Origin of the sequence: Rhizobium ruizarguesonis (genome assembly GCF_012349115.1) — a bacterium.
GTDB classification, from domain to species: domain Bacteria; phylum Pseudomonadota; class Alphaproteobacteria; order Rhizobiales; family Rhizobiaceae; genus Rhizobium; species Rhizobium ruizarguesonis.
Genome location: NZ_PQIG01000135.1, coordinates 1 through 12,954, shown reverse-complemented (window position 1 = coordinate 12,954; position 12,954 = coordinate 1). Strand labels below are relative to the sequence as shown.

Here is a 12,954-nt window from a genome sequence, read left to right as displayed (position 1 = left end):
GCTTGGCGTCAAGCTGGTGCAGTTGCGCATCAAGGATCGTCCGGAGACTGAACTATGCGCGGAGATCCGTCGCGCAGTAGAGGTGCCCGGAAACGCTTGCCGAATGCTTGCCTGCAGTGAGGTCGCGATCAGTAGCAGAAGTCCCGCGAGTGCGCGCCTTGACGAAATGGAACCATTGGCCACATTCGCGCGTGACGAGAGCGCCAGCAAACATACAGTGATCACTCACTCGCCCCGTGGCAGTGCCATATGAGCCAAACGATTATTTAGGAGTTCTGATTTGATTGTATATAAATATGTCTCCCTCACCGCGCTTCGCGGCATTATCGAAAGCCACCGGATCGGGTTTACACGGCCGATTGATTTTAACGATCCTTTCGATCAGCCGCGCGTGCTTCAGTCTGCCTATCCCAAAGGCATGAACACTCTCTTCGACACCTATGTGACTGGAGAGGAGATGGCAAGAAATGCCGACACCACGTGGGGACAATGCGCGGTCGCAAGCTTCACTCGCACTTATGACAACGGCCTGATGTGGTCTCATTATGCTGATAGCCATCGCGGGGCTGTTATCGAGATCGATGCGGACGTGGCGAGGCTTACCTCTCGCGGTCTGCTCATACCCGTTCAATTCGGCTCGGTTATTTATATGAAGCGGCCAAATAGAGACACGTACGAGAACAGGACGAGAATTGCCGAGATCGGTGACCAGCGTCTTTGCTGGCTCCCGGTTCTCGGAAATGGAGTGGTTGAAAGAGCAATCAAAACTATTCGGATTCGAGATCATGACCGCCGCCCCGGCCATTGAGACCTACGACCTGTCGTTCAACCTGCGAGATGACTTTCCGGACTAGAGTGACAAGAGATGATTGTTCAACGGCACCGCGATCGACAACGTCGTCGCACGTCGAATTTCAGCAGGGCGATAACCACTGATGAAGGGTCATCGTCGTCTCCTTGGCGTTTGTGAAAGACCAGCGCGCCGGTCACGGCGGGATGGAGGGGTCTAGGATCGTCTGGGCGACCGGCAGCGCCGGCTATGCCTTTGCGGATGGCCCCGCCCGCGGATTGTCGGTGCGTCGCATTATCGCGGCATTCGGCCACAATGTTCACTTAATACCGCGCAATATTTAAAGCTATTCGGTAACCTCGGTAAGACCGATGCAGGCCGCGAGGAACCCGGCAAACACCCCGGCCTTTCTGGCGAACATTGACAGGTCCTACCCATCGGCAAACCATCTGCAAATGTCCTACACTGCCGACTTTATCTCTGAACTCACCCGGGCGGCCAACGAGGTCGACAAACTGAGCACTGACGAATACCGCCGCCTAGTCGAACGCGCGGTAAGAATGGTGGGGGAGATGCGCCTGGAAACCGGCACTCGCCCCAGCCGCGGAAATTATGTTGCGATGGGGGACCTTGAGATCGCTGCGTTGATGACAGAGGCTGCTGCGAATAACGACGAAGTCGAGGGCGTTCTGCTCAACCTCGCCGGCATGATCCGAGCGCTAAAGATCATGGTGGATGGGAAGATTGACGTGCGGAAGGGCGATTAAGCGAGTTGGTGTTGGGATGCCCAAATCCGTTTGTAGAGAACCTGAGTAGATATCGTTGATCCGCGTGACCTCGATCAGTTGGCATCCTCAAATTTGATCGCACATCTCTACGTTACCCGTATTCCAAAGATCGTGGAGTGCCCTAACTCGGCCGACATTGTCCCTCGTCATGCTCCCTTTAAAAACTCGATGTGTTGCCCGCGTCAGGCGATTGCGAACGGCTTTCGCCAAAACAATAATCGCCCGTATCGACGATCTTCTCGGTTGATCGCGATGGAGCCTCGGCGAGGAACGCCCAGGTCTGCTCGTGCTGCCGATTGCCCGCGAAGTTAGTAACGCTTCGCCGGCTATGTGCGGGGATTCCTGTTCGTCAACATTTGCGCATCGCCCGCGCGGACTCGCGTTGCAGCGTTTCCAGCAGATGCAATGCTCGATCAGCTAGGCCCGCCGGAACAAAGATGTGGTCGTGGTGATATGCTGCCACCATGTTGCACGGTATGCCAGCTTCTGCGAGAGAGGCAGCAACGCCCGCCGTAAGGCCGACGCCATCGAGCGCAGAATTCACATTGAGGGTGATCTGGCGCATCGCAAGTGAAGTTTCGAACCCCGCTTCGTGCGCCTCTCCTTTCTCAAGGATGACTGTCAAACCTTCTCTTTCGTGAAATGTCCCAATCGGATTCAGATTGTGGACTTTGCTCCCTCCATTGGGTATCGAGCAGAACACATACTCGCCGTCTTTGAGCGAGGGCGTCATGTTCGACAGCATTTCGAACTTGTCTCGCGACACTATAGTCATTTTAGCGGTCTCCTCTGCCTATCATCATGATGTCTTGGGTGTTCATTGTCTAAGACGGGAATTGGGCGCGAACAAACGAGATTTCCTTAACTGGCATAAGGCAGATTGACGACGTTGGATCGATTTCAACTTGAGGCATTCGTCGCAGTCCTTCGCAACGCAAGCTTTGAGCGGGCGGCAAAGTACTTCGGATTACGCCTTCGGCGGTCCCGCAACATATTAGAGCGCCTGAGGAAAAGGCAGGCGGTCTTGATCGTCCGCGGTCATCCGCGCCGGCCTACCCCAATTGGGCCGCACGACACTCGCGCGACAATGCTGACTCTTCTGAGAGGCCGTCCTCTCCATGCCCGAAGTAATAGCATGTCACCTCGTCTCGGGAGACCATGATTTCTTGCTCGAGGTAGTGATTCCCGACGTGGCTACGTATGAAGCAACGGTTCTGATCGCGTTACTCGCTCTTCCCGCAATTGGCGTAATCCGGACATCTTTCGCGATGCGCCCCATGAATCCAACGGTCCGTTACCTCTCGACAGCGCCGGCATCCCTTAGTGTCGCGGCAGGCAACAGGGTGGCTCCTGCGTCGGGGTCGGAGTAAAAATCACTCATGCGACAATGTTAGGCCGTAAGCCGTCGTCAGGGCCGCAGACTATGCCGTCTAAGAGTTCAATGAGTCGATTACCAGTTCGACCGAAGCAGCTGATCAGCTTTCTGACGGACACATCGGCAACGCAGGCAAGAAGGTTGGCAAGCCAGGCTTGGGCTTCGACGCCGTTTAGATTGGCGATCGTCGTGGCAGAGTCTGGGCACGATCATGAACCTTGCCTGCCCCGTTGACAGGATGCTCCCAAAAACTGCGCTACCGATACAACGAGGGCGCGTTTGCCTAGAGGCCGGGGCCAACCGTTGTGTCGCGTGGGTTCCAATTCAACCGAAGGTCCAGCGTCGTCCCGGCCGTCGCTCGACCGTTGTCAGGCATCTGCAAAAAGCTTCCCGTTCATGTACTTTAGACCGGTGTCGCTCGCGACCGTGACGACCGTCTTACCCTGCCCCAACTCCTTGGCCAAACGAATCGCCGCAGTAACATTGAGCCCCGTGGACGTGCCGACCAACAATCCTTCCTCCCGTGCCAATCGGTGACACATAGCGCGTGCTTCCTCTTCCGGAATGCTGCGCGCTTCGTCATAGAGATCTTGATTGAGCAAAGGCGGAACGAAGCCTACCCCTATGCCCTCGACGTGGTGGGTTCCGGCCCAACCTTTCGATATGACGGGTGAAGAGGCCGGCTCCAGAACCACGATCCGAACCGTCGCTGAGCGCGACTTCAGAATCCTTGCCACGCCCATTGTCATTCCGGCCACACCAACTGCGCCACAGAAGGCGTCGATACCGTCTGGAAATTGTTTGACCAACTCATGGCCGATTTCCTCATAGCCAATCAAGGCGTCACGGTTGTTAAACTGGTCCGAATAATAGCAGTCTGATCGGCTGGAGACCTCCTGGGCGTGACGGATCATAGACGGAATCAGATCGGCCGAGATTTCGCCGGACGGGCTGTGGATCAGATCAACGGTTGCGCCAAAGCTGCGCATGGTACGCAACTTCTCCATGGCAAAGGCGTTGGAAGAAGCCACAATGAAATGATAGCCTTTCACTGCGCAAACGAAGGCGAGCGAGGACCCCGTGCTTCCCCCACTCGCCTCGACTACTGTCATTCCTGGCTTCAAATCTCCGCGGCGCTCAGCCTCTTCTATGATGGATTTTGCCATGCGGTCTTTATACGAGCCTGTCGGGTTGAAATACTCGAGCTTCACAAAGACTTGAGCGCTCCCGTCCGGTACGACGCGACGCAGGCGTATGACCGGTGTATTGCCAATAGCGTTGAGCGCTGACTCGACGGGGGGCGGGGGGCTCAGTTGCATGTTTTATTTGTCCTTCCGGTTGATCGTCTAGCGTCTATTGGGCAAGCCACCCGGGTGAACCGCGTGTTGAGTTTTCGATGGGCGTCAAACCGATGCAAAACACCCAAGGAGATCATACAGCGGATTCCCACGAAGTTTCCCAAGAGACTGCTGAACCTTGGAATCGAGCTGCACGCGATGATGCCGAATTTGCGAGCGGAAGAACGGCGCCAGCCACGCCATTCCCCTTGAAGAGTCAGCTGGTTGTCGAACATCACAGCCGAGGTTCCCTGCCCTACCCTTGAAAACTGTGCCCGAGTTGAACAGCATCCCATTGAGGCGCGACCCGTGAGTTGCTGCACCCACCTTCCTTGAGGAGGTAGAGCCGTGGAAAAAGCTGTTCAACGATGTCAGCGCGGCGCATCGCATATCTTTTCTAGAATCCCTAGAGCGGATGCAGTCCTTCGGATCCTCGATGCGTCGAAATCCGCGTCATTCTCCAGAGCCGTCACCTCTGCCACAGTCAGACCAGTGGTTTCTGCGACGTCGTCCAGCGAATAGCCGCGAGCCAGGCGAGCTTCTGCAAGCAGAGCGCCAACGGACGGGGCAACTGGGGATTTCGCAATCTTCGAGACCATGTTCATGTCGATTAAGGCTCCTTTTGGCAGCCGGAAAACGTGCATCCGTTTTCTAGTTCCACCGCTGCCGACCGCGTCCGGCAACGGACAGTTTCTTCGAATTCCGCGGGCGCACTTTCTATCAGTTTGTGCAGCGGAGTACAGGTCTGACGCGATGAAGGGCGGACAACCCTTGCGTAGCAGCCGACGAGAGGTAACCCAAGCCCCCAACTGCGGCGCACACTCACGACGGCGACAAGTAGCTTCCGATCTGGCAGGAGCGTTCGCCCCGGTAGGGAAGCTCGTAGGGAGTGATGCGCTGATCATTCCCAAGCGGAGAACGATGGACAAACAACTCGAGAGTTGCCTCGGCGCGATACGCTCATGGCCCGCAGATTCGGCCAGAGCCTGTGAGAAACCTGCCGGGCGCTGTTGATCGGCCGTCGTCTTGAAGAGATCGCCTGAGAACGGCGCTTGGGGATCAAGCGCACCCTGAGCTCAAGGGTCGTTCATCTTTAAGGATTTGAGGAACTTCGAGCGCCCGAAAAGAGGATGCGGACAAAGCCCGCATCCTGTTTGGCGTTCGCCCTCAGTTCTTGGTGACGAAGTCCTTGACGTTGGCGGGCGTCACGAGCTGGAAGGGAATGTAGACCTTCTTCTCGATCTTTTCGCCCTTGGCGAGCTTGAGCGCTGCATCGAGCGAGCCCTTGCCCTGGCCGGCGGCATCCTGGAACACCGTGACGTCGAGATCACCCGCCTGCATGGCGGCAAGCGCGTCCTGCGTGGCGTCGACACCGCCGACCACGACCTTGGTCATATCCTTGCCCGCCGCCTTCAGCGCCTGGATGGCGCCGATCGCCATTTCGTCGTTGTTGGCGATCACGGCGTCGAATTCGATGCCGCTGGAGAGCCAGTTGGTCATCAGGTCGGCGCCCTGGGTGCGGTCCCAGTTGGCCGTCTGCTCTTCGACGATCTCCAGGCCCTTGCATTCATCCGTCTTGATGACGTCATGGATGTCCTGCGTCCGCATGCGCGCAGCCTGGTTGGAAAGCTCGCCCATGATGACGACGGCCTTGCCCTTGCCGCCGAGAATGCGGCAGATTTCCTTGGTTTCCAGCGTGCCGGATTCCTGTTCGTTGGATGCGACGAAGGCCTGCTTGTCCGGCAGCGTGTCGACGTTGACCGGCTGGCGGTTGACGTAAACCAGCGGGATGCCGGCATCGGCCGCGAGCTTCGACATTGCCGTAGTCGCATCGGTATCGACAGGGTTGACGATGATCGCATCGACCTTGGAGGCGATGAAATTCTGGATCTGGCTCTGCTGCTTGGAAACGTCGTTCTGTGCGTCTTCGACCTGCAGCGTCACACCGCTCAGTGTCTTTGCATAATCGGTCATGCCGTTGCGCAGAACCGTCAAGAAATTGTCGTCGAATTTCGCCATCGAGACGCCGACAGTTTCCGCGTGAGCCGCCGTCGACATGACGAGCGCCATCGCAGTGCCCAGGATAAACTTTTTCATTTTACTTCCTCCACAAAGCGGTGCCCGGCTGCACCCTCCTCACGCCGGGTTTTCAGCACGCTGGCCGAAAACATTTACCAGGGCCGCCAGAAAAAGGCCGAACATCTCCATAAGATATCAAGACCATCTCGATGCTGACGACTAGCCTCTCCTTCGCCGCTACGTTGACTCGCGCGAACCCCAAATTTTTTGGTGCCTGATTTGATGACTTAAGTGCGCAGTCTTCAACAGCGCCAATGTCGAGCGTCTTTCACAGATGGCACCACAATGATGCAAAGCCGACACATGCCATATTGTCCAATCTCTTCGTCAGCTCTCGCGTGATCGCGAGGCAACGTGACGCAGTTTTGGTAAGCTTCTATCTATTTCACTTTGAGGTCCATTCATCGTTGTTTGTGAAGTCTCTCATTCTTGAAAGAATCGTCGTCGTGAATGAGAGAACCCCCATCAGTCCCCGGATTTTTTCAGGAATATCGAACCCGATGGCAGGAGAGATTAACAAGAGCGGCGCCGCCGCAATGGACCGGGCAGTCGCTGAACTGGACCGGTCGAGGCGGCAACTCTACACTCGCCCTCGCAGACCTCCTGGCTCCGGCGCAGACCTCTCCGGAGAGGTCGTTGGCGACGACATGTCATCTGCACTTGTCGATGCAATTTTATTTCATGACCATGTCCAATCGCTGGCCATAGTTTGTGCAAATACACGAGGGGTAAAAACGATCATGGCCCGAATTCTCAACCGAATGCTGACGGCCGTACCCCTGCCATGGGGACCCTGTCAGCGTCAGCGTCCGACTCCTTGAATCGACGGTCGACTTCCGCGCGTTCCTCTCTGCGGCCGCGTTAAGCTCCGAGAAGAAGTGATGCATTGAGACAGCAAACTCTACAAATGCGATCGGCGACGACCGCGGGCGTTAGTGCACAGATCTGGAATTGAACGGATGGGGATCTTTGAAACGGCTGATCATGCCGAGGGTGCCTTGCGGCGGACGAATTTCGGGCGTGCGCAGTCAAGCATGCGATTGAGAACGGCGCAGCCGATGACGCCTTCGGTCTGCTGACCAGGCCGCGACCTCGCCCGCAGACGCCGCCCGATGATGGACTTTTATCGCCCGATTGCCGTTTCGACCAGCGAGCGTTTGCGTAGCCGTTAGAGAGTTGCCATTTCACGCGGCCGCCAAAGACACGAAATGCGATATATATAGAAATATATACAATAATATATTCCATACTCACGGGTTTCTCGCAATAGAGAGTAAGATCTGCCAAATTGGAAACGATATACTTTGAAATATATCCGACACATCTATTGCGTTGCTTGCCGTTTTCATCAAGTGTCCTGTTATGATGAGTTACGACAGTGCAACAGGAAGATTCTTTCCCATGAATGCTGAAATCTTGCCGGCGACGTCATCGTCGGGAGGCTTGCACAAGGAGCACGACGACATGGATCACCAAAAGAAATCAGACAAGCGCCTTGGCTACTCGCATCTGCGGTTGGCAACCATCGACGGCGTGTCGCTGCCTAGTCTACAATTATCACTCGACCGGCAGGAGGGCTCTGCGTCGACGAAGAAGACCTTTTTCGAACAATTGCTCCTGGATTTTGCTTTCGGTTGCTACCTATTCTATCCGATCCAGCTGTATGAACATCCCGCAACGAGCGAGAGGACGACAAAGGCGCTAAACCGTTAAGTGAATTGGGAGAATTTGGACCGGCCGCCACGTTCCTCCTTTGAAATCCACGTCTATCGAGTTTCCATATTCCAGGATGGAAGCATCGGCTCAGTCGCCGACGCTTGCAAACTCCAACAACAGGTCGGCGAGCGGATGGAGGATATCATGGACGACCTTGATGCGACGCAAGCAAAGGACGGCTCGGGCACACAGGCTTCAACAGGTGTGAACCAGCACGGCAGGAACATCGGAAGATGGTATGAAAGTCTATCGGGAACCCGACCGTTAAACGGTACCCGCAAGGCGCAGTTCAAATCTTGCTGCTGGCATCAAATACGCTGACAACGCGCGCTCGCCTGCCAAAATCAAGGAAATTTGACGCGCAGGGTTCGCCCATCAAATTTACTGCAGAAAGGATTCGTTCTCCGTGTCATTTTGTTCTTCGAAACGCATTCGCATCGCCGCACTTGCAGCGACTGCCATCGTCCTGGGCACCCAGATCGCAATTGCGCAAGAACCGTCTATAGGGTCTCAGTGGCTGAACTCGCCGACATCTCGAGTGGAAGCGCTTGCGGTCCTTCAGACCTTGAATGCCAATCTCCTGAGTAACGCTAGTGCTACGTTGACCCTTGATCGCTGGTGCGCCGCGCACAAGCTCGCACCGGAAGGTTCTAAGATTGTAGCTCAGCGTGTGGGCGGGCAAGACAAGCCGGCCGATGAGCACATCCGTGAACTTCTGACCGTCGGACCCGGTGAGCTGATCGCTTATCGCCGCGTCCGCCTGGTCTGCGGCGACCGCGTCTTGTCGGAAGCCGACAATTGGTATGTACCCGCAAAATTAACTGCAGAGATGAATCAGGCTTTGAAGACCAGCGATATCGCGTTTGGCAGAGCCGTTCAGGCTCTTAATTTCACTCGCACAAACCTGTCTGCCAAGTTGCTCTGGTCCCCTCTATCCGAAGGCTGGGACATGGAGGGCTTAACAGCGCATGAAACAAGTTCCCTCAGCCTGCCGCCGTTCCTGCTCGAACATCGTGCCATACTGAAACTTCGAGACGGCACGCCGTTTAGCGCCTTGGTCGAAAGCTACACGGACAAAGTACTAGACTTTCCAGTTCCGCGCCTGCTTTCTCAATAGCGCTTCGGTACTCAGCATACTTGCTGAACTGCGCGGGATAAAAATCGACAGCCACTGCATGCGACAAAAGCGCCTGCCTTGCGGAAGCGTGCCGGTCGGGCGACTGACTTGTCGATTCGTTTGATCGCGGCGACCAAGCACGATAGCCTGAGTGTAACCTGACCCCAAGCCGTCGCAGATTGTCGCTTGACAGTCCCCTCGGCAAGCCTCTACCCTTTTTGGCATTCACCAGGGGGGTCCCGGCAAGGGGCTGAGATACTGCTATCGCGCGCAGTGACCCGTTGAACCTGATCCAGTTCATACTGGCGTAGGGACGGTGCAAGCGCTCGAGAGGTTTCGGATTCACGCGTGGAATCCGTGCCGGCGTCTTTCCATCATTCCGGCTGAGGACTGGGTCTCCAAACTCAAACTTGGAGCCTCAAACCATGAACATCGCCGCAAAGAATATCACCCCAACCGTCACCACCGGCCCCTTGCCGGCATCCAGGAAGATCTACAGTCGGGGGGACATCCATCCCGACATTTGCGTGCCGATGCGCGAAATCAGCCTGCATCCGACATCGGGCGAGCCGCCCGTTGTCGTCTACGACTCGTCCGGCCCCTATACGATCGAGGGCACCGAGATCCGTATCGAACAGGGGCTGCCCTCACTGCGACGTGACTGGGTTCTCGCCCGCGGCGACGTCGAGGCCTATAAGGGCCGCCATGTCCGTCCCGAAGACAACTTTGCCAGCGGCGAAAGGCTGACGCCCGAATTCCCCGCGCTGCGCCAGCCGCTGCGCGCAAAGGATGGCAGTGCAGTCACCCAGCTCTCTTATGCGCGCGCCGGCATCATCACGCCCGAGATGGAATTCATAGCCATCCGCGAAAACCTCGGCCGCAAGGCGCAGGCGGACGCCATAGTCCGCGACGGCGAAAGTTTCGGCGCCCACATTCCCGACCATGTGACGGCGGAATTCGTCCGGCAGGAAGTGGCGGCGGGTCGGGCGATCATCCCCGCCAACATCAACCATCCGGAAGCCGAACCGATGATCATCGGCCGCAATTTTCTGGTGAAGATCAACGCCAATATCGGCAACTCCGCCGTCACCTCATCGATGGCGGAGGAGGTTGAGAAGATGGTCTGGGCGGCCCGCTGGGGCGCCGATACCGTCATGGATCTCTCCACCGGCCGCAACATCCACAACATCCGCGAATGGATCATCCGCAATTCGCCCGTGCCGATCGGTACCGTGCCGCTCTATCAGGCGCTGGAGAAGGTCGATGGCATTGCCGAGAACCTGACCTGGGAGGTGTATCGCGACACGCTGATCGAACAGGCCGAACAGGGCGTCGATTATTTCACCATCCATGCCGGCGTGCGGCTTCACTACATCCCGCTCACCGTCAACCGGGTGACCGGCATTGTTTCGCGCGGCGGTTCGATCATGGCGAAGTGGTGTCTCCGTCATCACCGCGAAAGCTTCCTCTACGAGCATTTCGAGGAGATCTGCGACATCTGCCGCGCCTATGACGTCTCCTTCTCGCTCGGCGATGGCCTGCGCCCCGGCTCGATCGCTGACGCGAATGATGCGGCGCAGTTCGCCGAACTGGAAACACTGGGAGAGCTGACCAAGGTCGCCTGGGCGAAAGACTGCCAGGTGATGATCGAAGGCCCCGGCCATGTGCCGATGCACAAGATCAAGGAGAACATGGACAAGCAGCTCGAAGTCTGCGGCGAGGCGCCTTTCTACACGCTCGGGCCGCTGACGACCGATATCGCGCCGGGTTACGATCACATCACCTCTGGGATAGGCGCAGCGATGATCGGCTGGTTCGGCACGGCGATGCTCTGCTACGTCACGCCCAAGGAGCATCTGGGGCTTCCCGACCGCAACGACGTGAAGGTAGGCGTCATCACCTACAAGATAGCGGCTCACGCCGCCGATCTCGCCAAGGGGCATCCGGCGGCACAGCTGCGCGATGACGCGCTCTCGCGTGCCCGTTTCGAATTCCGCTGGGAGGATCAGTTCAACCTCTCGCTGGACCCCGAAACCGCCCGCAGCTTCCACGACGAGACGCTGCCGAAGGAGGCGCACAAGGTCGCGCATTTCTGCTCCATGTGCGGACCGAAATTCTGCTCGATGCGCATCTCGCACGATATCCGCGCCGAAGCGCAGAAGGAGGGACTGGAGGCGATGGCGGCACGTTATCGCGAGGGCGGCGGCCTCTATATGCCGGTAGAAACCCTGCAGCAAACGAGCGAATGAGATGCGTGTTCTTGTCAAAGGGGCCGGCGTTGCCGGCCTGACGGTGGCGCATGAACTGCGCGCTCGAGATGCCGAGGTCACTGTGCTCGATCCATATGACGGTTTCCTGCGTGCTGCTTCGTGGCTCGCGGGCGGAATGTTGGCGCCCTGGTGCGAGCGGGAGAGTGCTGATGTTGCGGTACTCATGCGCGGTCTCACCGCCGCCGACAAATGGGAGGCAATTGTGCCGGGAGAGGTGCGACGAAACGGAACGCTCGTGGTCGCCTCTGCTCGCGATCTTGGTGAACTGCGACGCTTTGCCTGCCGCACGACGGGTTATGAATGGCTGGAAGAGCCGGCGATCGCGGCGCTGGAACCCTCCCTTGCCGGGCGGTTCCGGCACGGGCTGTTCTTTCGCCGCGAAGCCCATCTCGATCCCCGGCGAGTTTTGACTCTGCTGCGCACCAAGCTGACGGTTCAGGGGGTCACCTTCGTGGGCGAGAGCTCGCATGAGGAGAGCTTCGACAGTGTCGTCGATTGCACGGGCGCTGCGCAGATCGGCGAGGCCAAGGAGTTACGCGGCGTCCGCGGCGAAATGCTTTACCTTAAAAGCTTTGACGTGGATCTCTCCCGGCCGGTCCGCCTGCTCCATCCGCGTTTCCCCGTCTACATCGTCCCGCGTGGAGACGGTCTGTTCATGGTCGGCGCGACGATGATCGAGACGGAATTCGACGGGCCTATTGTCGCCCGTTCACTGATGGAACTGCTCAACGCTGCATACACGCTATTTCCGGCCTTTGCCGATGCAACCATAATCGAAACGGGTGTCGGAATCCGCCCAGCCTTTCCGGACAATCTTCCACGTGCAAGCCATCAGGGAAAGGTGATCTCGCTCAACGGCCTCTACCGTCACGGCTTTCTGCTCGCGCCAGCCATGGCGGCCGAGGCGGCTGAACTTGTCTTCAACCAACATACCACGGGAAGGAATGCCTCATGAAAGTGATCGTTAATGGCGAGGCCCAGGATGTCGCGGCTGAGACGCTGTCGGAGCTTTTAGTCCTGATGGAATACGAGGGTGACTGGCTGGCGACAGCCGTCAACGGTGAGCTGGTCCATCGCGAAGACCGGTTCAATCGTTCGCTCAACGACAATGACAGGATCGAAATCCTGTCGCCGATGCAAGGAGGCTGACGGATGCTGATGCTTTATGGATCCGAAATAAACTCCCGTCTGCTGCTCGGCACAGCGCGATACCCCTCTCCTGCCGTCCTCTCCGAGGCTGTCAGGCAATCGGCGACGGAAATAGTCACCGTCTCGCTCCGTCGTGAGATGTCTGGCGGCCGCACTGGCGGCGCCTTCTTCGAGATGATCCGCGCACTCGGCGTTCGTATCCTTCCCAACACTGCAGGTTGCCACAGCGTCGGGGAAGCGGTGCTGACCGCAAGGATGGCACGCGAGCTATTCGCCACCGACTGGATCAAGCTCGAGGTCATCGGCAACCATGATACGCTACAGCCGGATGTC

General features: G+C 57.5%; 12 protein-coding genes, 2 pseudogenes and 1 riboswitch. Of the genes and pseudogenes, 9 read left to right on the top strand and 5 right to left on the bottom strand.

From position 1 onward, the window contains the following. Window positions 1-280 precede the first annotated feature (280 nt). Window positions 281-808, top strand: a complete 528-nt coding sequence (locus C3Y91_RS36040) for a DUF2971 domain-containing protein (RefSeq protein ID WP_168576384.1) — start codon at window positions 281-283, stop codon at window positions 806-808. A gap of 353 nt (window positions 809-1,161) precedes the next feature. Then, window positions 1,162-1,557 (top strand): hypothetical protein, encoded by a 396-nt coding sequence (locus C3Y91_RS36035; RefSeq protein WP_246726389.1) that lies wholly within the window; start codon window positions 1,162-1,164, stop codon window positions 1,555-1,557. A 370-nt stretch (window positions 1,558-1,927) separates the two neighbouring features. On the opposite strand, the gene C3Y91_RS36030 is transcribed toward C3Y91_RS36035, so the two are convergent. Further along, entirely contained in the window at window positions 1,928-2,353 is a 426-nt protein-coding gene (locus tag C3Y91_RS36030; RefSeq protein ID WP_168299485.1) for an ACT domain-containing protein, read from the bottom strand. A 343-nt stretch (window positions 2,354-2,696) separates the two neighbouring features. On the opposite strand from C3Y91_RS36030, the gene C3Y91_RS36025 reads away from it, so the two are divergent. Beyond that, the gene (locus C3Y91_RS36025; protein WP_245500564.1) at window positions 2,697-2,948 is read left to right on the top strand and encodes an Lrp/AsnC ligand binding domain-containing protein; all 252 of its coding nucleotides are present in this window, start codon (window positions 2,697-2,699) and stop codon (window positions 2,946-2,948) included. 373 nt (window positions 2,949-3,321) lie between these two features. Here the strand turns inward: C3Y91_RS36025 and C3Y91_RS36020 are convergent, their stop codons facing one another. The 4 genes and pseudogenes from C3Y91_RS36020 to C3Y91_RS36005 all read right to left on the bottom strand — a co-directional run. Continuing rightward, window positions 3,322-4,272, bottom strand: a complete 951-nt coding sequence (locus tag C3Y91_RS36020) for a PLP-dependent cysteine synthase family protein (RefSeq protein ID WP_131603375.1) — start codon at window positions 4,270-4,272, stop codon at window positions 3,322-3,324. A gap of 389 nt (window positions 4,273-4,661) precedes the next feature. Further along, window positions 4,662-4,895 (bottom strand): helix-turn-helix domain-containing protein, encoded by a 234-nt coding sequence (locus tag C3Y91_RS36015; protein WP_026242471.1) that lies wholly within the window; start codon window positions 4,893-4,895, stop codon window positions 4,662-4,664. Between the two features lie 562 nt (window positions 4,896-5,457). Continuing rightward, on the bottom strand, window positions 5,458-6,387 hold the full coding sequence (locus C3Y91_RS36010; RefSeq protein WP_012759469.1) for a sugar ABC transporter substrate-binding protein: 930 nt from the start codon (window positions 6,385-6,387) through the stop codon (window positions 5,458-5,460). 964 nt (window positions 6,388-7,351) lie between these two features. After that, window positions 7,352-7,563 (bottom strand): annotated as a pseudogene (locus C3Y91_RS36005) (IS5/IS1182 family transposase); the annotation flags it as partial. Between the two features lie 207 nt (window positions 7,564-7,770). On the opposite strand from C3Y91_RS36005, the gene C3Y91_RS36000 reads away from it, so the two are divergent. From C3Y91_RS36000 to C3Y91_RS35975, 6 genes and pseudogenes are all read left to right on the top strand, one after another. Beyond that, a complete protein-coding gene (locus C3Y91_RS36000; RefSeq protein ID WP_168576383.1) occupies window positions 7,771-8,082 on the top strand; it encodes a hypothetical protein in 312 nt (103 codons plus the stop codon). A gap of 409 nt (window positions 8,083-8,491) precedes the next feature. Beyond that, entirely contained in the window at window positions 8,492-9,202 is a 711-nt protein-coding gene (locus tag C3Y91_RS35995) for a hypothetical protein (RefSeq protein ID WP_094231141.1), read from the top strand. A 220-nt stretch (window positions 9,203-9,422) separates the two neighbouring features. Continuing rightward, window positions 9,423-9,534: riboswitch (TPP riboswitch) on the top strand. A 93-nt stretch (window positions 9,535-9,627) separates the two neighbouring features. Then, window positions 9,628-11,451, top strand: coding sequence for a phosphomethylpyrimidine synthase ThiC (gene thiC / locus C3Y91_RS35990; RefSeq protein ID WP_168576382.1), 1,824 nt, complete (start codon window positions 9,628-9,630; stop codon window positions 11,449-11,451). 1 nt (window position 11,452) lies between these two features. Beyond that, window positions 11,453-12,427 (top strand): glycine oxidase ThiO, encoded by a 975-nt coding sequence (gene thiO / locus C3Y91_RS35985; RefSeq protein ID WP_077987982.1) that lies wholly within the window; start codon window positions 11,453-11,455, stop codon window positions 12,425-12,427. Next, the gene (gene thiS / locus C3Y91_RS35980) at window positions 12,424-12,621 is read left to right on the top strand and encodes a sulfur carrier protein ThiS (protein ID WP_077987983.1); all 198 of its coding nucleotides are present in this window, start codon (window positions 12,424-12,426) and stop codon (window positions 12,619-12,621) included. Before thiO ends, thiS begins: the two co-directional genes overlap by 4 nt. Window positions 12,622-12,624: 3 nt before the next feature. Next, window positions 12,625-12,954 (top strand): annotated as a pseudogene (locus C3Y91_RS35975) (thiazole synthase); the annotation flags it as partial.

Coding starts and splice junctions, on each gene's coding strand:
- C3Y91_RS36035 (WP_246726389.1), top strand. CDS start 1,162: ATGCAGGCCGCGAGGAACCCGGCAAACACCCCGGCCTTTCTGGCGAAC.
- C3Y91_RS36030 (WP_168299485.1), bottom strand. CDS start 2,353: ATGACTATAGTGTCGCGAGACAAGTTCGAAATGCTGTCGAACATGACG.
- C3Y91_RS36025 (WP_245500564.1), top strand. CDS start 2,697: ATGCCCGAAGTAATAGCATGTCACCTCGTCTCGGGAGACCATGATTTC.
- C3Y91_RS36020 (WP_131603375.1), bottom strand. CDS start 4,272: ATGCAACTGAGCCCCCCGCCCCCCGTCGAGTCAGCGCTCAACGCTATT.
- C3Y91_RS36015 (WP_026242471.1), bottom strand. CDS start 4,895: ATGAACATGGTCTCGAAGATTGCGAAATCCCCAGTTGCCCCGTCCGTT.
- C3Y91_RS36010 (WP_012759469.1), bottom strand. CDS start 6,387: ATGAAAAAGTTTATCCTGGGCACTGCGATGGCGCTCGTCATGTCGACG.
- C3Y91_RS36000 (WP_168576383.1), top strand. CDS start 7,771: ATGAATGCTGAAATCTTGCCGGCGACGTCATCGTCGGGAGGCTTGCAC.
- thiC (WP_168576382.1), top strand. CDS start 9,628: ATGAACATCGCCGCAAAGAATATCACCCCAACCGTCACCACCGGCCCC.
- thiO (WP_077987982.1), top strand. CDS start 11,453: ATGCGTGTTCTTGTCAAAGGGGCCGGCGTTGCCGGCCTGACGGTGGCG.
- thiS (WP_077987983.1), top strand. CDS start 12,424: ATGAAAGTGATCGTTAATGGCGAGGCCCAGGATGTCGCGGCTGAGACG.